Below are 15,193 nucleotides of genomic sequence, written 5' to 3' on the forward strand. Positions count from 1 at the left end.
TGGGCGTGCCGGCGCGGAGACCCGGTCAACGCGGGCGTCGACGCCGCCGGTGCGGCTGACCAGACCCGGTCGGCTGGGCGGATCGGTGCGGCTGCCCGGCCCCGGTGGATAGGCCGGCGCGATTCGGCAGGGCGGTGCGGTTCGGCTGGCCGGTCAGCAGGGCCGACCGGAACACGCCGTCCGGGTCGTACCGCTTCCACAGCCGCCGGACCCGGGCCCCGGTCTCGCCCGGGTAGATCCGGGCGAACGCGGCCGGGTCCGGCCGGCTCTCGAAGTTGACGTACGCGCCGTCGGCGCGCGCCCCGGCGGCCCGCCAGGCGGAGTTCAACGCGGCGTCGGCCTGCGGCGGGAACACCGACGCCACGATCAGCGTGTCCTGGTGACGATGCGGGTACGCGGTCGCGTCGGAGGCGACGTCGTTGACCGCCCCACCCAACGAGCGGAGCTGGACCACCGCCCGCCCCGGCCCGGTGACCGCCCGGGTCACGGCCCGCGCCCCGGCGTCGTCAAGCGCGGTGAACAGTCCGTTCGTGGTCGTGCCCCGCTGCTGCCCGACGTTGGGGTTGAGGTGCGCGGTCGGTACCAGCGTCGGGTAGGGCAGCAGGTCGGTCCGGTGTTCGAGCACCGTGCCGATGGCGAGCAGTGGTTCCACCGCCGGTCGGGCCCGACGCAGGCTCTCGGCGGCGACCACGGCGGTGATGGACATGAGGACCGATCGGCCCTCCGCGAACACCACTGCGGCCGCGGACAACGCCCGTGGCGCCTGCGCGAGGTAGCTCGTCCACTCCCGCACGGTGCGGCCGTCCGGGTGCGCCTCGACGACCAGCTGGGTGACACCGACGTTGCGCTGCTCGGCCGCCTCGATCTCGAAGGCCACCACGATCCCCGCGCCGGCCCCGGCCCCACGGACCAGCCAGAACAGCTCCGGTTCGTGCTCGGCGTCGGCGCGTACGAGCGTTCCGTCCGCGAGCACCACCTCGACGGCGCGGACGCGGTCGATGGTGAGGCCGTGGGCGCGGACCAGCCAACCGACACCACCGCCGGTGGCCAGGCCGCCGACTCCGACGCCGCCGTAGTCACCCGAGCTGATCACCAGGCCGTACGGGGCCAGCATCTTCGCGACGTTCGCCCAACGGGCACCGGCCTCGACCCGGACCAGCCCGGCCCTCTCGTCGATCACCTGGACCCGGTTGAGCATGGACAGGTCGATGACCACCCCACCGTTGTTCGACGAGGTTCCGGAGAGGCCGTGCCCGCCGCTGCGGACCGCGATGGGCAGCCGCTGCTCCCGCGCGTAGCGGAGCGCGTCGACCACCTGCGCGGTGGTCTTCGGCAGCAGGACGGCCGCCGGTGACGCCGACCTGGTGTACGTCGAGCGCAGGTGCGCGTACCGGCGGTCGCCGGGTGTGACGACCTGCCCCCGCAGGGAGTCGGGCACCCGGGCCATGGCGGTGCTCATCGGTGCCCCCGCAGCTCGCACACCAGGCGTCCGGGATCGGTCATGGCCCAAGGATGAGCGGGCACGCCCGCGTCGACAAACTCGGCGGACCGACGCCCGCTCGCCAGCGCGGCGCGCGACGCTCGTCGGCACGGGGGAGCGCCGCGCGGAGGTGACCGGGATCTCCGCTCGACGTACCGGATCGCCGTCGCCCTGGCACCGCCGCCGCCACCAGCCGATCTGCTCGCGGTACGGCACCAACCCCCGTCGCCGTCCACGATCGGTGGGGTTTTTCGGCCCGAAAGTGTCGGTCGTGCCGGGTAGCGTCCGGCCACCAACTGAAGAAGGGGTGCGGGATGACGAGCGTGGCGGGTTGGGCGGCGGCGTCGACACCGGGTGCGTTCCCACAGTTGCCCCGCGCGGTGGCGCAGTCCTTCTACCGCCGGATGCGAGCCGTCGCGCCGGCCGCCGTGGGTGCCATCGAACGGGACCGGGCGGCCGACCCCGGGCAGAGCTTCTCCGACACCGCCTGCGGTCGGTTGGCCGGCTCGCTCGACGACGCCGGCCTGCGGGCGCTCGGGATGTGGACGCACCACTGGTGCATGCGCTTCTACGACGACGACACCACGGTCGGCCGGCGGTTGATCCGCGAGATCGCCTCGCGGCCAGGGCTGGGCTGGGTGGTCGACGAGGTGCGCTGGATGCTGCGCGAGTCGGCCTCGGCCGGGCCGACCGCCGCCGATCGGTTCACCCTGCCCCGCGCCGCCGCCGCGCAACTGCCCCCGGCCGACCGTCCGGCGCTGGGCCACTGGCCCGAGGTCGAGGTGCCCCGCCAACGGCGGCCCGACCCGTCTGGCTGATCAGCGGGAGACCGGCTGCGGCAGGATGGACGCCGCACCGCCCCCGACGGAAGGACGCTCCGATGCCCGCAAGCGACCCGACGATCATCGCTACCAGCATGGGTTTCCTCCGGGGCGACCGTGGGCCCTACGACCTGCGTCCCAGCCCGGTCTTCGAGCTGGCGGCCGAGCTGGCCGAGGCCGGTCCGCAGCCGAGGGTCTGCTACCTCGGGCAGGCCGTCGGCGACCAGCCCACCTCGCTGACCGCCGTCTACGGCGCGTTCGCCGACACCCGGTTCCGGCTGTCACACCTGGCCCTGTTCCCCATGCCGAACGTCGAGGACATCCGCGCTCACCTGCTCGCCCAGGACGTGCTCTGGGTCGGCGGCGGCAGCGTGGCGAACCTCGTCGCGGTGTGGCGGGTGCACGGGCTCGACGAGATCCTGCGCGAGTGCTGGCAGGCCGGCGTGGTGCTGGCCGGCGTCTCCGCCGGCTCGATCTGTTGGCACGTCGGCGGTGCCACCGACAGCTTCGGCCCCCAACTGCGCGGCTTCACCGACGGCTTGGCCTGGTTGCCGTACGGCAACGGGGTGCACTACGACAGCGAGGCCCAGCGCCGCCCGCTCATGCACCAACTGGTCGGCGACGGCACCCTCCCCACCAGCCACTGCACCGACGACGGGGTCGGCCTGGTCTACCGGGGCACCCGACTGGTCGAGGCCATCGCGGACCGCGAAGGCGTCTCGGCGTACGAGGTCAGCCGGGGCGCGGACGGCAGCGTCCGGGAGGCGGTCATCGCCCCGCGCCTGCTCGGCTGAGCGTCACGCCTCCCGGCCGCCTGTCGCCGGCGCGGCGCCCGAATCGGAGCCGCCTGGACCGGCCCGGCCGGGACCGGCGTAAGCTGGCCCGTCGTGAGTCTCACCATCGGCATCGTCGGCCTGCCCAACGTCGGCAAGAGCACGCTTTTCAACGCGTTGACCAAGAACGACGTGCTGGCGGCGAACTACCCGTTCGCCACCATCGAGCCCAACGTCGGCGTGGTCGGGCTGCCCGACGAGCGGCTGGACAAGCTGGCCGAGATCTTCGCCTCGCAGAAGGTGCTGCCGGCCCCGGTGTCGTTCGTCGACATCGCCGGCCTGGTCCGTGGCGCGTCGAAGGGGCAGGGCCGGGGCAACGCCTTCCTGGCCAACATCCGGGACGCCTCGGCGATCTGCCAGGTCGTCCGGGCCTTCTCCGACCCGAACGTGGTGCACGTCGACGGCAAGGTCTCCCCGGCCGACGACATCGAGACGATCAACACCGAGCTGATCCTCGCCGACCTGCAGACCCTGGACAAGGCGCTGCCCCGGTTGGAGAAGGAGGCCAAGCTCCGCAAGGACCGCCTGGCGGCGGTCGCCGCCGCGAAGGCCGCCATCGAGGTGCTCGACGGTGGCACCACCCTCTACTCCGGGGCCGCCGCCGCCAAGATCGAGCTGGAGCATCTGCGCGAGCTGCACCTGCTGACCACCAAACCCTTCCTGTACGTCTTCAACGTCGACGAGGCCGAGCTGGCCAACGAGACGTTCCTCGACGAGCTGCGCGCCCTGGTCGCCCCCGCCGAGGCCGTCTTCATGGACGCCAAGATCGAATCCGAGCTGGTGGACCTGCCCGAGGAGGAGGCCCGCGAGCTGCTGGAGTCGATCGGGCAGAACGAGCCCGGCCTCAACCAGCTCGTCCGGGTCGGCTTCCGTACCCTCGGCCTCCAGACGTACCTCACGGCCGGCCCGAAGGAAGCACGCGCCTGGACCGTCCCGGTCGGCGCCACCGCGCCGGAGGCCGCGGGTGTCATCCACAGCGACTTCCAGCGCGGCTTCATCAAGGCCGAGGTGGTCTCGTACAACGATCTGGTCGAGCACGGCTCGATGGCCTCGGCCAAGGCGGCGGGCAAGGTCCGCATCGAGGGCAAGGAGTACGTCATGCAGGATGGCGACGTGGTGGAGTTCCGCTTCAACGTCTGAATCCGGCCTGTTCACGCGGGTCAGGCGGTTAGGTCAGTGCTCCGGGGCCGCCCGGGGTTGCAACCCCAGGCTTCAGTGCCGGCACGACGGGTGCATACCTCCGAGTCCGCCCCCAGGTTCACCGGGCCAGGGTCACATTCTCGTGCCTTAGCGGTCCACGCAGGAGCGGGACGGCGGGGCGCGCCGTTACGGCCGCATCGAGACTGAATACTCCCACCATGGACCAGATCTGGCCGGTTCTTCTCGTCGCCGTGCTTGGTGTTACCGGTACCCTCGGTGCCGCCATTTCGACCCAGTTTCTTACCACTCGCCGCGAGGATCGTCGATGGAACTTGGAGCGCCAACGGGAGCAGGAACGCTGGGAGCGGGAGCGCCAAGACCGAGCGGCGCAGTGGCAGCGGGAGGATGAGCTTCGGCATCGCGAGTCCCGCGAAGAGACCTACAAACAGTTCATGCAGACCATCTGGAACTGGGGTCGAAGGGCGGCTGACATCAGGCAGATGATCGAGGCCGGAGAGGGCCATCTGTTCATTATCGACACCGATGAGCTCTACGATGCCAGCGTAAGAGCCGTAGGCATCATGGCGGAACTGGAGCTTTCGGCTTCCGCGCCCGTCCGAGATTCCGCCCGTGAATGCTGCGACCTCATGTCGAGGTTCGTCTCCGAAGTGGTTGCCGTACTTCCCATCTCGGAAGGAGCGGTTGGACTTGACGTGCCTGTCGAACTTCACGACAGCTACAAGGTTGTTGCCAGGAAGACCGTTGAACTGATGCGCGCCGATCGTGGCCTCATGTCTCTGACCGCAATCAATCCGCACATGCTGCCCAGTGCCCGGTCTGGTTCGTAGCAGTCGGTGTCGACGAGCGGCGGTACGTTGATCGGATGACGGAACAGATGCTCCGATCGTCGTTCGGCGCGGCGGCGACCGCGTACGCGGAACACCGCCCGGATTACGCGCAGGCTGCGGTGCGGTGGGCGCTGGAGCCCGCCCCCGGCCTACGCGTGCCCGACCTGGGCGCCGGCACCGGCAAGCTGTCCGCGACGCTGGCCGCGGTGGGCGCGGACGTCGTGGCGGTCGAACCCGACCTGGCGATGCTCGCCGAGCTACGCCGTGCGGTGCCGACCGTCCGTGCCCTGTCGGGCAGTGCCGAGGCGATCCCGTTGCCGGACGGGTGCGTCGACGCCGTGCTCGCCGGTAACGCGCTGCACTGGTTCGACATGGCCGATGCTGGTGCGGAAATCGCCAGGGTTCTCGCACCCGGCGGTGTCCTGGCCGGATTGTGGAACATCATGGACGACCGGATCGACTGGGTTGCCGGGCTCGAACGGGTCAGCGGGAGTGCGGCCATCGGCCCGCGTGACACGTTGAGCAGTTGGCGCGCTGCTACGGCGGACATGCTCGTTCCGAGCATCGGCCTGGTCGCCCGGTTCGGGTCGGCGGAGTCTGTCGAGATCCCGCACGGGCAGCGCCGTACCGCCGACTCGCTCGTTGCGACGCTCGCAACGCGGGCCGGGATGCTGGTCATGCCGGAAGAGGAGCGAGCGGCCACACTCGGCCGGATCCGCGCGTTCCTCGGGAGCAGACCCGAAACCGCGCACGGCGAGTTCACCCTGCCGATGCTGACCGGCGTGCTGCGCGCTCGGCGGCGGTGACGGTCAGCGACCCGTTGGACCGACACCGGAGCGGGGCGATGAACGCTGTGCTGACAGGCGCCGACGTGGCGCTGGTGGGCCTGTTCTCGGCGAAGGACAGGAAGTTTGCCGGAAAGCTCGATCTGCTTGCCAGCTTGGTGGAAGCCCACGGCGGCCAGGTCATTAGCCGGCACGTGCAGCGTCGGGGTGTCTCTTCCGGCGGCGCGGACAAGATGGGCGACCCGTTCTCGCGGCGGACGTTGCTCAGCCCCGGTAAAGCCGGCGAAGTCGCCGACGCCTGCCGGCAGGGCGGGGCCGGCGTCGTGGTCTTCGCGAACCCCTTGACCGACCACCAGCGGGCCGTCCTCACGGACATGTTCGGCTGTCTCGTCATCACTGGTGAGGACCTCCGATAGGTCAGGGACGGACGGCCTTCTCGCCATGGACGGTCGCGTACTCCCCGGCGAGCCAGGGCCCGAGGTCGTCGATGAGTTCGCGGAGCACACCCGGAACCGGCGAGGGCGTGCGGCCGATAACGGCAGCGCTCTGCATCTGCTCTGCGCGTGTGACTCTATCCGAGCGTAGTCGCACGGTCACTGGCGAGGATGTTCTTCGGTGTACTGTCCGAAGTGCCAGCAGTTCACCACCTGGGAGTGCCGCTGATGCCTCGCCGCCCGATACCTGACGACCCGTCGATCGGTGATCGCATTCGTGCTCGCCGCGAGTTGCGTGGCTGGAGCGTGCGTTACTCCGCCAGCCGCGCCGGTATCTCGCATACGTCCTGGTCGCGGATCGAACGCGGGCAGCAGCGCACCGACCGGTATATGGCGGTAGACCTGGCCGCCGCTCTTGAGTGCTCGGTGGCCGATCTGACCGGACAGGCGTACACGCCGGCCGATCGGCAGCTCGATGCCGCTCGTATCGATGCGGAGCGGGTTTGGCGGACCATGATGGACACGCCGATGACTGGGCGCGCCGACACCGCCGCAACGACCGAGCAGGTGCAGCGTGAGGCGGCCCTCGTGCGTGGGTTGTACGGGAGGTGCGACTATGCGGGTGCCCTGCGCCGGCTGGTCGAGCTGGTGCCGGCGATGCATGGTCTTACCGATCGGCGTGCCGCGCTCACCGAGATGGTGCCGGTATACGGCGTGGCGATGGGCTCCCTCCTGAACGTCAGCTTTCCCGCTCACGCATGGCTGGCTGCCGAGCGCTGTGCCGAGGCGGCAGGTCTGCTCGGTGATCCTGTGGCCGCCGGCGTTGCGGCCGCCAATCGCGCCCGGGTTTCCGCCTACTCCGGGGCCTTTGGACCGGCGCGAACGCTCTGTGACGTTGCCGCCGCCGATTTGACGGGCAGTTCGATGGAAGGCGCTTTAGACGTACTCGGCTTCCTGCACTTGGCGCGGGCGCTTCACGTTGCCGGCCTGCGTGACTACGCAACCGCCGAGGGACATCTCACCGAGGCCGCGCAGATCGCTACGCGCACCGGTGAGACGGATAGCTGGGATCTCGCCTGGGGGCCGCGGAATGTGGCGCTGTGGCGGATGGCCTTTGAACTCGACACGGGCCGTCCGGAAGCGGCATTGGAGACGGCTGCGGGTGTCGAGCTGGCGGGACTGCCAGCGGTGCGGCAGGTGTATTTCTGGCTCGACATGGGCCGGGCCGCCGAGTCGGTGGGTCGAGAGCGCGATTCGGTGCGGATGCTGCTCACCGCCGAGCGGGTCGGTCCGCAACATGCCCGTTCGTCAGCGGCGGCGCGGGAGACAGCGCGGGCGCTGCTGCGCAAGAGGGTTTCCTCGCCGGAGTTGCGAGGCCTCTGCGAACGGATGAGCCTGACCGTCCAGTAGCAGGACAGTGGTGGTGCGTAAGCGTTCCAGCCAATGCCGGTGCTGTCCGTAGCGTCTCCGTTACAGGATGCGGGCCGGCTTCGTCTGGCAGTCGCGGCCTGAGTCCGGCGTGGCGGTCGTGATCCTCTTCGAAGCGTGCCGCCGCGTCCCTGAGCGAGGGGTGCAGATGGACGGTACGCAGCGTGATCCAAGGTCCGCCACTGGTGAGCAGGCGGAGGCGACGGAGCGGGAGGCGGCGAAGGAGCGTCTGCTCGCCCAGGCCGAGGCGGAGCGGATACCGGTCGAGGAGACAACCCGGGCGGTGCCGGATCGGCGGTGGAGTCGTGAGCGGTGACTTCCTCCCGATCGGGCGGAGAGTCGCCTACCTGCGTGTCCGGCGGAGGCTGTCGCAGCAGACCTTCGCCGATCGGCTCGGAAAGTCGAAGAGTTGGGTCGACAAGGTGGAGCGCGGGGTGCGGTCGCTGGAGCGGGTGTCGACGATCCGGGACATCGCCGCTGTCCTGCGGGTCGACGCCACAGCGCTGCTCGGGCGGGACGCCCAACCGGTCGACGCGACCGGCCGGGCCGAGGGCGTCGCGCGGATCCGGGCGGCGCTGTCGACGTACGCGATGGCACTTGGCCCTACGGCGGCGTGCCGTGACGTCCTGCCGACTGATCGTCTGGCGCAGCAGGTGGGGCATGCCTGGGCCACCTTTCAGCATGCGCGGTATCCGCAGCTGGTGGACCTGTTACCGAGGCTGTTGGTCGATGTTCAACGTGCGCATGTCCACGATCCGGCGGCTTGCCGGACGGAATTGGTGGAGGCGTACCGGGTGACGGCGTCGGTGCTGGTGAAGCTCGGCGAGGCGAGCCTTGGTTGGTTGGCCGCCGATCGGGCGATGGCCGCTGCGACCGGTGACCGGGTGTTGGTGGCCGCTGCGGCGGTGCAGCTTGGCCAGGTGCTGCGGGCATCGAAGCGGGCACGGTCGGTGCTGCTGGCCGCCGCGCACCGGATTGCTCCGGATGATTCTGCTGCAAGCGCGCGGGAGGAGCTGTCGCTGTCTGGGTCGCTGTTGATTCAGGCGGCGTTGATGGCGGCACGGTGCGGTGACGACAGGGCCGCCGCTGAGCTGCTGGACGAGGCCGCCGAGATGGCCGTTCCGGTAGGCGACGGACACGACCACCACCGGACTGCCTTCGGGCCGACAGCAGTCGAGCTGGCCCGGGTCGCCGCTGCCGTCGACCTGGGCGACGGACGTGACGCGGTGGCGCTGCACGAGGTGGCGATCAGGCGGGAAGGCTGGCGGTGGTTACCTGCCGAACACCGCGCCGCGCATCTGCTCGACGCGACCCGCGCCTACCTGCTGGTCGACGACCCCGCCAACGCGGCCCGGGCCCTGATGCGGGCTGACAGCATCGCACCCGCCGAGGTGCGGCACCGACCGGCGGCCATGGACGTGGTCGCGCAGGTGGCCCGCGACCCCGACGCGCCGACGACGATCACCCACCTCGCCAGCGACCTCCGCGTGGTCTGAGGGCGTGCGGCCGGCACCCCGCCTATCGCGCTTCGAGTGGTACGGAGATGGCGTCGCGGATCATGCTCACGGCCTGGTCGGCGTTTCGTGTCCTGGCCTGAGCGTCGTCCTGCTCGGACTCGTGCACGAAGGCCGTGACGCCAGGGCGACTGCCGCAGTAGCCAACGATTCCGTGCTCGATCTGTGTCCGTAGCGCGTGCCCGTACCCGTGTCGCTCGTAGAGGCCGGCGTCGTCACCGGCAATGGGGAGCAGGTGGGTGGTCAGGCGGTGCAGCCGCGGTTGGATGCCGGTGGACGGGGCGTAGTCGAAGGCCCAGCCGTTGATGAACACGCGGTCGATCCACCCCTTCAGGAGGGCCGGCATCGACCACCAGTAGACCGGAAAGACCAGCACGAGATGATCGGCTCGATCGATGCGCCGCTGCTCGCGGAGAACGTCGGGCGGTGGCCCGCCACGCTGCTGGTACGCCAGGCGGTCGGCCGGGGTGTATCTCGGGTCGAAGCCCTCCTCAGCCAGGTCGGCGATCTCGACCGACCCCGGCCGCAGGGCGGCCTCAAGTCGCCGAGCCACGTGGTGCGTCAGGGACCCGGGCTCCGGATTCACGACTACCAACAAGGTGTGCATGAATGCAGGGGGCCTACTGCTCGGCCCAGGCGCCCAGCTCGTTGCCGCTGGGGTCGGTGAAGTGGAACCGCCGGCCACCGGGGAACTCGTACGGCCCGTTCACCACCTGACCGCCGGCCTCCTTGACGGCCTGCACGGACCGGTCCAGGTCGTCGGAGTAGAGCAGCACGAGCGGGCCGCCCGCCCGTACGTCGCTGTCCAGACGGAGGCCGCCCACCTCGGAGTCACCCTGCGGGCTGCGGATGCCGGAGTATCCCGGCCCGTAGTCGGTGAACTGCCAACCGAACGCGTCGGAGTAGAAGCGCTTGGCGACGGCGAGGTCGGTCACCGTGAGCTCGATGTAGTCGATGGTGTGGTGTTGGTGCGGAGCCGTCTCAGACATGCGCCGATCGTGCACCCCGGGTACGACGAAACCGCGACATGCAACAAAAGGTTGCGCGACGGCGGTGGGTCGTCGTAGGTTGTGTGCAACCAAAGGTTGCGGAAGGTGATGAGCATGGAACAGGGAACGATCGAACGTGACATCCACGTCAACGCGTCCCCCGAGGTCGTCTTCGAGGTGGTCAGCCAGCCCGAGCACATGCGGGAGTGGTGGCCCGACGACGCGCGGTTCGAGTCGGTGGCCGGCGCGCCTGGCGAACTGGTGTGGCGCGACGTCGACAGCGGCGAGACGAAGACCGTGGCGCTCGCCGTCGTCGAGGTCGACCCGCCGAAGAGGTTCTCCTTCCGGTGGTGCTTCACCGAACCGGATCGCAGCGGGCAGGCGCTGCTTGTCACCTTCGACCTGGCGCCCAGTGGCGCGGGGACGCTGATCCGGATGACCGAGACCGGGTTCCGTGAGCTGGGTTGGGAGGTCGCCGTCCTGGAAGAGCATTACCGCGACCACGAGAACGGTTGGGACCACTACATGCCCCGGCTGGGCGCGTACGTCGCGCGGCTGGTCGCGACCCCGTGAACGCGGCTGTCGACGACGAGTTGTGGTCGGCGATCGGCGACCCGATCCGGCGTACGATGATCGATCTTCTTCTCTCCGACGGGCCGGGCACGGCCACCTCGCTGAGCAGGCGGTTACCCGTCACCCGGCAGGCCGTTTCGAAGCACCTGGCGGTCCTGGACCGGGTTGGGCTGATCCACGCCGAGCCGGCCGGTCGCGAGCGTCACTACCAGGTGGACGAGGCGCAGCTCGCCCGGGCGGTCGCCCAGTTGTCGGAAGTCGGCTCCACCTGGGACGCCCGACTCCATCGGATCAAGCGCATCGCCGAGACGATCGAACGTCATCGGACCGACAACCAGGGAGGCTGAAGATGGTCGACATTCTGCACCAGGTCGGCGTCATCGCTCCGCTTGCCGACGTCTACCGAGCGGTGGCGACCCCCGAGGGCGTCGCCGGATGGTGGTCGGTCGACACGACCGGCAAGAGCGAGGTCGGCGGGCAGATGGCCGTCCACTTCGGGGACGAGGGCGGTTTCGACCTGGAGATCCTTGAGCTGGACCCGGCTGGCCGGGTGCGGTGGCGGGTCGTCGGTGGCCCCGAGGAGTGGATCGGCACCGAGATCGGTTGGCGGCTCGACCAGCGGGGTCGCTACACGATCGTCGACTTCACGCACTCGGCGTGGCGCGAGCCGACCGCACTCATGCGCGAGTGCAGCACCAAGTGGGCGATCTTCCTGATGAGTCTCAAGGAACTAATCGAGACGGGGCGCGGCCGGCCGGCGCCGGACGACGTCCAGATCAGCGACGGGCACTGACCTCGGTGCGGTTGGGCCGCCGGCAGGGCTCGCCGGGGGACTGCGTGCTCAGTCGCGGAAGGACGAGCCGATGCTCGCCACGATCGACCCCACCGAGGCGAGTGACACCGCCACCGTGCCGGCCGTGTCGGCACTGCCGTCCGCGGCCACCTTGAGGATGATGCCGGTGACCATCAGGACGACCGACACGGCCAGGACCACCTGGATGGCTCGCTTGCTCATTGCGGCACCTCGCTCTCGGACGGCGGGAGATCGACTCGGGTTCCTTGACGTCGGCGCGATGACTGTTCGACTTTCCGGAACCCGAGCCGATCAAACCGCTACTCCGCGCGGTAGACCGAGATGTGCGACGGGCTGTCGGCCTGGAACGGTCGTCGGTGCCAGTCGGCGTACCGCTCGGTGAGCCGGAGCCCGGCCTGTTGCGCCATCTCGTCGATCTGGTGCGGCCAGGCGTACCGCATGGCGAACGGCTTCAGGTGCACACCGTCGCCGTTGAACGTGATCGTCTGCCGGATGAACCGCTGCGCCGGCCGGTCGTACCTGTGCAGCCGGATCGTCGCGGAATCCTCGGTCAGGCATGCACCTGCACCTGCTCGTGGCGGTCGAAGTCGCGCGGGTCGGGCACGAACGTCTCGATGACGAACGCCCCGCCGGGCGACAGCACCCGGGCGACGTTGCGGAGACAGTCCGCCTGCCGCTCGGCGTCCATCAGGTTGAAAAGGGTGTTGAAGACCAGGTACGCGAGCTGGAACTCGCCAGGTACCGGCACGTCCGCCATGTCGGCGACGACCACCGGGATCCGGTCGCCTCCGGGTTTAGCCCGCAGCTGCGCGAGCATCTCCTCGGACGCCTCGACGCCGTGCACGGCGAGGCCGCGCTCGGCAAGCGGAAGCGCGACCCGGCCGGTGCCGATCGCCAGTTCGAGAACCGGGCCCCCGTCGGCCAGGTCGGCCAGGAAGTCCACGGCGGGGGCCGGGTCGGGGTTGCTTGGGCCGTCGTAGTCGGCGGCCCAGAGCCGGCCGAAGAGGCCGGGATCGTCGAAGACCGACATCAGCGGCCTCCGGGGTTGGGGTCAGTGGCGCCCAGCAGCGCCGGGGGAACAGTCCTGCTCACGAAGTCTCGATTCCTCGATGTGGATGACTGTGGCTTCGGGGGACTTCGTCGTGTCGGACATGGTGGTTGCTCCCTTCGCGTGGCTGTCGACTCAGGACACCAGAGACGCCGCGGGCCCGGCAAGGCGATTACGCCAGCCGGGCCCGCGACGGGACGTGCGGTCAGGAGATGTGGTGCAGGATCACGTTGTGTACGTGGTGGCTCTTCTGCGCACCACGGAACTCCACCTCGTAGGTGTGCGTGCCGACGTGGATGGCGATGGCGCCGGTGGAGAAGAACGACCCACCCCACGACTTGTTGCTGACCACGCTCACGCTGGTGATCTTCGAGTACGGGATGCTGGTGATCGCGAACCGCTTCCCGACGAAGGAGCGGTCCTGGATGATCACGCGGCGGTCGGTCAACCCGATGAACCCGGTGCCGGTACCGACGGCGTCGTAGACGGCGATGATCTGCTCGCCTTCGAGGAGGCCACTCTCGATCTGCTGGACCTGCTCTTTGCGGTCGTACGCGATGTTCGCCATGTCGTCCAGGCTAGGAAACCGGCGCCACAGCTCCTGCCGCGCGACGACCACGAACTCGCCGTCGCCGTGGCCCACCGGCTCCTGGCGCCAACCGCCGTAGATGCGGTCCACCACGAAACCCGCCCTGGTCAGAGACCCGCGCAACTCCTCCTCGGTGCGGAAGCGCAGGGTCGCCGAGCTGACCAACCGCTCGCCGTCGTCGAAGTGGTAGTGGTGGGTGAAGTCGACCACTCCGTCGCGTACCCCGGTGACCTGGGTCCACGCGCGGACCTCGCCGCCGTCCGGCAGCGTGACCAGCCGGTGCGAATCCACCGGGTTCCACAGCTCCCAGCGGCGGTCCGCCGGGTCGCGGGCGTCGAACACCAGCCGGCCGCCGGGCACCAGCGCCCGGGCCAGGTCGGCGAGGGTACGCGCCCACTCGGCGTCGTCGACGAAGAACTGTGCGACGTGGCTTGTCAGCACCGCCACGTCGAACGCCCGCTCCGGCAGCAGCGCCGAGGTGCCCTCGATCCAGGTCACCCGCTCACCGCCGGGCCTGGCGCGAGCGGCGGCCACCGACGCGCCGGCCGGGTCGACGCCGGTGACGCGGTGGCCGACGGCGGCGAGCGCGACGGTCAGCCGGCCGGTGCCGCAGCCGAGGTCGAGGACCCGGGCGGCCGGAGTCTCGTCGACCACCGCTTGGAAGAAGTCGTCGTCCGGCCCCCACCGGCACTCGGCGTCGTACACCTGGACCAGCCGGTGGTGGCGGAACTCGGCGTGTCTCATCGGGGGTTCACGTCGGTCGCGGCGCGGACGAACTCGCGTACCCGGATGGTGGTGTTGCTTGGCAGCCAGACCGGCCCGCGTTCGATCGGTGGCGCGTCGTGGATGGGCACGTACGCCACGTCGGGGCGGGTCTTCAGGACTCGGTGACCGCCCGGTACGCGTCCTCGATGCGGGCGGCAAGCAGGACCTCGCCCTCGGTCAGGGGCTCGCCGCCGCCGTGCCCGACCCGGATCTGGGTGCTGTCGGCCCGGCGGCTGATCTCGGGTCGCAGATGCAGCGCATCCGCGACGACCTTGACCCGTTCAGTTAGTGCGGCGTGTTGGGTATCGTCGATCACGAGCGTCCGTCGGATCTGCTCGCCCTCGCGCGTCCAACCAGATAGCAAGGTCAACGCGTCGGAGAGATAGTCGTGTTTGGCCCTGCTGTTGAACAGCACGCGCATCACCGCACCCCCCAAGCGCCGTTGCCGGCTTGTGGCCAAATCGTCGCCATCCCGTGTCTTGTCGGTGCCTCCTAGTCTCTCGCTGCCCGCAGGGGGTGTCCACGCCCACACTTCCGTGTCTTACTGGCCTAGCGGACGGCTACGGTACCCAAACCGCCGATTGATCTGGCACCCTGGACGCCCGTGCGGACCGAACGGGCGAATAGTGGCGGGCAGGCCGAACGACGGGACCTGAAGGTGATCGTCGGCGCGGCGATCATCCGGGATGGGAAGGTGCTCGCCTGTGCGCGTTCCGCCCCACCCGAAGTGGCGGGCATGTGGGAGTTTCCGGGCGGAAAGGTCGAGCCCGGGGAGGCTGAGACCGACGCGTTGATCCGAGAGTGCGCCGAGGAGCTGGCCGTACGCGTCGAGATCGGCGACCGGGTCGGCCGTAACGTACGGATGGCGCACGGCCGCTCGGTGCTCAAGGTGTACGCGGCCCGCCTGCTCGGGGACGACCAGCCGCAGGCGCTGGAGCACGAGGCGCTCCGGTGGCTCACCGCCGACGAACTGGACTCGGTCACCTGGCTCCCCGCCGACGCCCCCATCGTGGCAGCTCTCCGCCCCCTCCTCCTGCCCAACCCCTAACCCCCGGCCCCACCAACCCGGTGATCAAGAGCTTTCGGTCACGATTACGCCTCCTGATGACCGAAACCTCTTGATCACCGGGTT

General features: G+C 69.9%; 22 protein-coding genes and 1 pseudogene. 13 read left to right on the forward strand and 10 right to left on the reverse strand.

Features of this window, described 5'->3' with window-relative positions:
- Positions 1–25: 25 nt before the first annotated feature.
- Positions 26–1,459: an FAD-binding oxidoreductase gene (locus ACWER9_RS19400; RefSeq protein ID WP_452303136.1), complete on the reverse strand. Its 1,434-nt coding sequence runs from the start codon at positions 1,457–1,459 to the stop codon at positions 26–28.
- Positions 1,460–1,794: 335 nt separating this feature from the next.
- On the opposite strand from ACWER9_RS19400, the gene ACWER9_RS19405 reads away from it, so the two are divergent.
- The 6 genes from ACWER9_RS19405 to ACWER9_RS19430 all read left to right on the forward strand — a co-directional run bounded on the left by ACWER9_RS19405 (position 1,795) and on the right by ACWER9_RS19430 (position 6,323).
- Positions 1,795–2,298, forward strand: a complete 504-nt coding sequence (locus tag ACWER9_RS19405) for a hypothetical protein (RefSeq protein ID WP_452303137.1) — start codon at positions 1,795–1,797, stop codon at positions 2,296–2,298.
- A gap of 62 nt (positions 2,299–2,360) precedes the next feature.
- Complete coding sequence (locus tag ACWER9_RS19410; protein WP_452303138.1) at positions 2,361–3,095, forward strand: Type 1 glutamine amidotransferase-like domain-containing protein; 735 nt, start codon at positions 2,361–2,363, stop codon at positions 3,093–3,095.
- Between the two features lie 93 nt (positions 3,096–3,188).
- Complete coding sequence (ychF, locus tag ACWER9_RS19415; protein WP_452303139.1) at positions 3,189–4,274, forward strand: redox-regulated ATPase YchF; 1,086 nt, start codon at positions 3,189–3,191, stop codon at positions 4,272–4,274.
- Between the two features lie 218 nt (positions 4,275–4,492).
- Positions 4,493–5,122 (forward strand): hypothetical protein, encoded by a 630-nt coding sequence (locus tag ACWER9_RS19420; protein WP_452303140.1) that lies wholly within the window; start codon positions 4,493–4,495, stop codon positions 5,120–5,122.
- Between the two features lie 35 nt (positions 5,123–5,157).
- Positions 5,158–5,928: a class I SAM-dependent methyltransferase gene (locus ACWER9_RS19425; protein WP_452303141.1), complete on the forward strand. Its 771-nt coding sequence runs from the start codon at positions 5,158–5,160 to the stop codon at positions 5,926–5,928.
- Between the two features lie 38 nt (positions 5,929–5,966).
- Complete coding sequence (locus ACWER9_RS19430) at positions 5,967–6,323, forward strand: HflX-like GTP-binding protein (RefSeq protein ID WP_452303142.1); 357 nt, start codon at positions 5,967–5,969, stop codon at positions 6,321–6,323.
- A 1-nt stretch (position 6,324) separates the two neighbouring features.
- On the opposite strand, the gene ACWER9_RS19435 is transcribed toward ACWER9_RS19430, so the two are convergent.
- Complete coding sequence (locus tag ACWER9_RS19435; RefSeq protein WP_452303143.1) at positions 6,325–6,459, reverse strand: hypothetical protein; 135 nt, start codon at positions 6,457–6,459, stop codon at positions 6,325–6,327.
- 143 nt (positions 6,460–6,602) lie between these two features.
- On the opposite strand from ACWER9_RS19435, the gene ACWER9_RS19440 reads away from it, so the two are divergent.
- From ACWER9_RS19440 to ACWER9_RS19450, 3 genes are all read left to right on the forward strand, one after another.
- Entirely contained in the window at positions 6,603–7,751 is a 1,149-nt protein-coding gene (locus ACWER9_RS19440; RefSeq protein WP_452303158.1) for a helix-turn-helix domain-containing protein, read from the forward strand.
- Positions 7,752–7,917: 166 nt separating this feature from the next.
- Complete coding sequence (locus ACWER9_RS19445) at positions 7,918–8,085, forward strand: hypothetical protein (RefSeq protein ID WP_452303144.1); 168 nt, start codon at positions 7,918–7,920, stop codon at positions 8,083–8,085.
- On the forward strand, positions 8,075–9,265 hold the full coding sequence (locus tag ACWER9_RS19450; RefSeq protein ID WP_452303145.1) for a helix-turn-helix domain-containing protein: 1,191 nt from the start codon (positions 8,075–8,077) through the stop codon (positions 9,263–9,265). The genes ACWER9_RS19445 and ACWER9_RS19450 overlap by 11 nt, the downstream gene beginning before the upstream one ends.
- A gap of 22 nt (positions 9,266–9,287) precedes the next feature.
- Here the strand turns inward: ACWER9_RS19450 and ACWER9_RS19455 are convergent, their stop codons facing one another.
- Both ACWER9_RS19455 and ACWER9_RS19460 read right to left on the reverse strand, forming a co-directional pair.
- Positions 9,288–9,890, reverse strand: coding sequence for an NAD(P)H-dependent oxidoreductase (locus tag ACWER9_RS19455; RefSeq protein WP_452303146.1), 603 nt, complete (start codon positions 9,888–9,890; stop codon positions 9,288–9,290).
- A 13-nt stretch (positions 9,891–9,903) separates the two neighbouring features.
- Positions 9,904–10,272, reverse strand: a complete 369-nt coding sequence (locus ACWER9_RS19460) for a VOC family protein (RefSeq protein WP_452303147.1) — start codon at positions 10,270–10,272, stop codon at positions 9,904–9,906.
- Positions 10,273–10,386: 114 nt separating this feature from the next.
- On the opposite strand from ACWER9_RS19460, the gene ACWER9_RS19465 reads away from it, so the two are divergent.
- From ACWER9_RS19465 to ACWER9_RS19475, 3 genes are read left to right on the forward strand one after another with little or no spacing between them, the layout of a single operon-like run.
- Positions 10,387–10,845, forward strand: a complete 459-nt coding sequence (locus ACWER9_RS19465) for an SRPBCC domain-containing protein (protein ID WP_452303148.1) — start codon at positions 10,387–10,389, stop codon at positions 10,843–10,845.
- Positions 10,842–11,192, forward strand: coding sequence for an ArsR/SmtB family transcription factor (locus ACWER9_RS19470; RefSeq protein WP_452303149.1), 351 nt, complete (start codon positions 10,842–10,844; stop codon positions 11,190–11,192). The genes ACWER9_RS19465 and ACWER9_RS19470 overlap by 4 nt, the downstream gene beginning before the upstream one ends.
- A 2-nt stretch (positions 11,193–11,194) precedes the next feature.
- Positions 11,195–11,638 carry an SRPBCC family protein gene (locus tag ACWER9_RS19475; protein WP_452303150.1) on the forward strand — a complete coding sequence of 148 codons (444 nt, stop codon included), beginning with the start codon at positions 11,195–11,197 and terminating at the stop codon, positions 11,636–11,638.
- A 48-nt stretch (positions 11,639–11,686) separates the two neighbouring features.
- On the opposite strand, the gene ACWER9_RS19480 is transcribed toward ACWER9_RS19475, so the two are convergent.
- The 6 genes and pseudogenes from ACWER9_RS19480 to ACWER9_RS19505 all read right to left on the reverse strand — a co-directional run bounded on the left by ACWER9_RS19480 (position 11,687) and on the right by ACWER9_RS19505 (position 14,482).
- Entirely contained in the window at positions 11,687–11,860 is a 174-nt protein-coding gene (locus ACWER9_RS19480; protein WP_452303151.1) for a hypothetical protein, read from the reverse strand.
- Between the two features lie 98 nt (positions 11,861–11,958).
- Entirely contained in the window at positions 11,959–12,120 is a 162-nt protein-coding gene (locus ACWER9_RS19485; protein WP_452303152.1) for a hypothetical protein, read from the reverse strand.
- 89 nt (positions 12,121–12,209) lie between these two features.
- Positions 12,210–12,689 (reverse strand): class I SAM-dependent methyltransferase, encoded by a 480-nt coding sequence (locus ACWER9_RS19490; protein ID WP_452303153.1) that lies wholly within the window; start codon positions 12,687–12,689, stop codon positions 12,210–12,212.
- A 223-nt stretch (positions 12,690–12,912) separates the two neighbouring features.
- Positions 12,913–13,275 (reverse strand): PH domain-containing protein, encoded by a 363-nt coding sequence (locus ACWER9_RS19495; protein ID WP_030337500.1) that lies wholly within the window; start codon positions 13,273–13,275, stop codon positions 12,913–12,915.
- A 264-nt stretch (positions 13,276–13,539) separates the two neighbouring features.
- A pseudogene (locus ACWER9_RS19500) lies at positions 13,540–14,040 on the reverse strand (class I SAM-dependent methyltransferase); the annotation flags it as partial.
- A gap of 133 nt (positions 14,041–14,173) precedes the next feature.
- Entirely contained in the window at positions 14,174–14,482 is a 309-nt protein-coding gene (locus tag ACWER9_RS19505; protein ID WP_452303154.1) for a 4a-hydroxytetrahydrobiopterin dehydratase, read from the reverse strand.
- Positions 14,483–14,665: 183 nt separating this feature from the next.
- Between ACWER9_RS19505 and ACWER9_RS19510 the strand changes: the two genes are divergently transcribed.
- Positions 14,666–15,109 carry a (deoxy)nucleoside triphosphate pyrophosphohydrolase gene (locus ACWER9_RS19510; RefSeq protein WP_452303155.1) on the forward strand — a complete coding sequence of 148 codons (444 nt, stop codon included), beginning with the start codon at positions 14,666–14,668 and terminating at the stop codon, positions 15,107–15,109.
- The last annotated feature ends 84 nt before the right edge of the window (positions 15,110–15,193 follow it).

The organism is Micromonospora sp. NPDC003944 (assembly GCF_053605225.1).

What these genes read in the sequence shown, in the direction of transcription:
- ACWER9_RS19490 (WP_452303153.1), bottom strand. Translation starts at nt 12,689, where the DNA reads ATGTCGGTCTTCGACGATCCCGGCCTCTTCGGCCGGCTCTGGGCCGCC.
- ACWER9_RS19400 (WP_452303136.1), bottom strand. Translation starts at nt 1,459, where the DNA reads ATGAGCACCGCCATGGCCCGGGTGCCCGACTCCCTGCGGGGGCAGGTC.
- ACWER9_RS19410 (WP_452303138.1), top strand. Translation starts at nt 2,361, where the DNA reads ATGCCCGCAAGCGACCCGACGATCATCGCTACCAGCATGGGTTTCCTC.
- ACWER9_RS19475 (WP_452303150.1), top strand. Translation starts at nt 11,195, where the DNA reads ATGGTCGACATTCTGCACCAGGTCGGCGTCATCGCTCCGCTTGCCGAC.
- ACWER9_RS19425 (WP_452303141.1), top strand. Translation starts at nt 5,158, where the DNA reads ATGACGGAACAGATGCTCCGATCGTCGTTCGGCGCGGCGGCGACCGCG.
- ACWER9_RS19455 (WP_452303146.1), bottom strand. Translation starts at nt 9,890, where the DNA reads ATGCACACCTTGTTGGTAGTCGTGAATCCGGAGCCCGGGTCCCTGACG.
- ACWER9_RS19420 (WP_452303140.1), top strand. Translation starts at nt 4,493, where the DNA reads ATGGACCAGATCTGGCCGGTTCTTCTCGTCGCCGTGCTTGGTGTTACC.
- ACWER9_RS19505 (WP_452303154.1), bottom strand. Translation starts at nt 14,482, where the DNA reads ATGCGCGTGCTGTTCAACAGCAGGGCCAAACACGACTATCTCTCCGAC.
- ACWER9_RS19435 (WP_452303143.1), bottom strand. Translation starts at nt 6,459, where the DNA reads ATGCAGAGCGCTGCCGTTATCGGCCGCACGCCCTCGCCGGTTCCGGGT.
- ACWER9_RS19465 (WP_452303148.1), top strand. Translation starts at nt 10,387, where the DNA reads ATGGAACAGGGAACGATCGAACGTGACATCCACGTCAACGCGTCCCCC.
- ACWER9_RS19445 (WP_452303144.1), top strand. Translation starts at nt 7,918, where the DNA reads ATGGACGGTACGCAGCGTGATCCAAGGTCCGCCACTGGTGAGCAGGCG.
- ACWER9_RS19460 (WP_452303147.1), bottom strand. Translation starts at nt 10,272, where the DNA reads ATGTCTGAGACGGCTCCGCACCAACACCACACCATCGACTACATCGAG.
- ACWER9_RS19495 (WP_030337500.1), bottom strand. Translation starts at nt 13,275, where the DNA reads ATGGCGAACATCGCGTACGACCGCAAAGAGCAGGTCCAGCAGATCGAG.
- ACWER9_RS19430 (WP_452303142.1), top strand. Translation starts at nt 5,967, where the DNA reads ATGAACGCTGTGCTGACAGGCGCCGACGTGGCGCTGGTGGGCCTGTTC.
- ACWER9_RS19405 (WP_452303137.1), top strand. Translation starts at nt 1,795, where the DNA reads ATGACGAGCGTGGCGGGTTGGGCGGCGGCGTCGACACCGGGTGCGTTC.
- ACWER9_RS19480 (WP_452303151.1), bottom strand. Translation starts at nt 11,860, where the DNA reads ATGAGCAAGCGAGCCATCCAGGTGGTCCTGGCCGTGTCGGTCGTCCTG.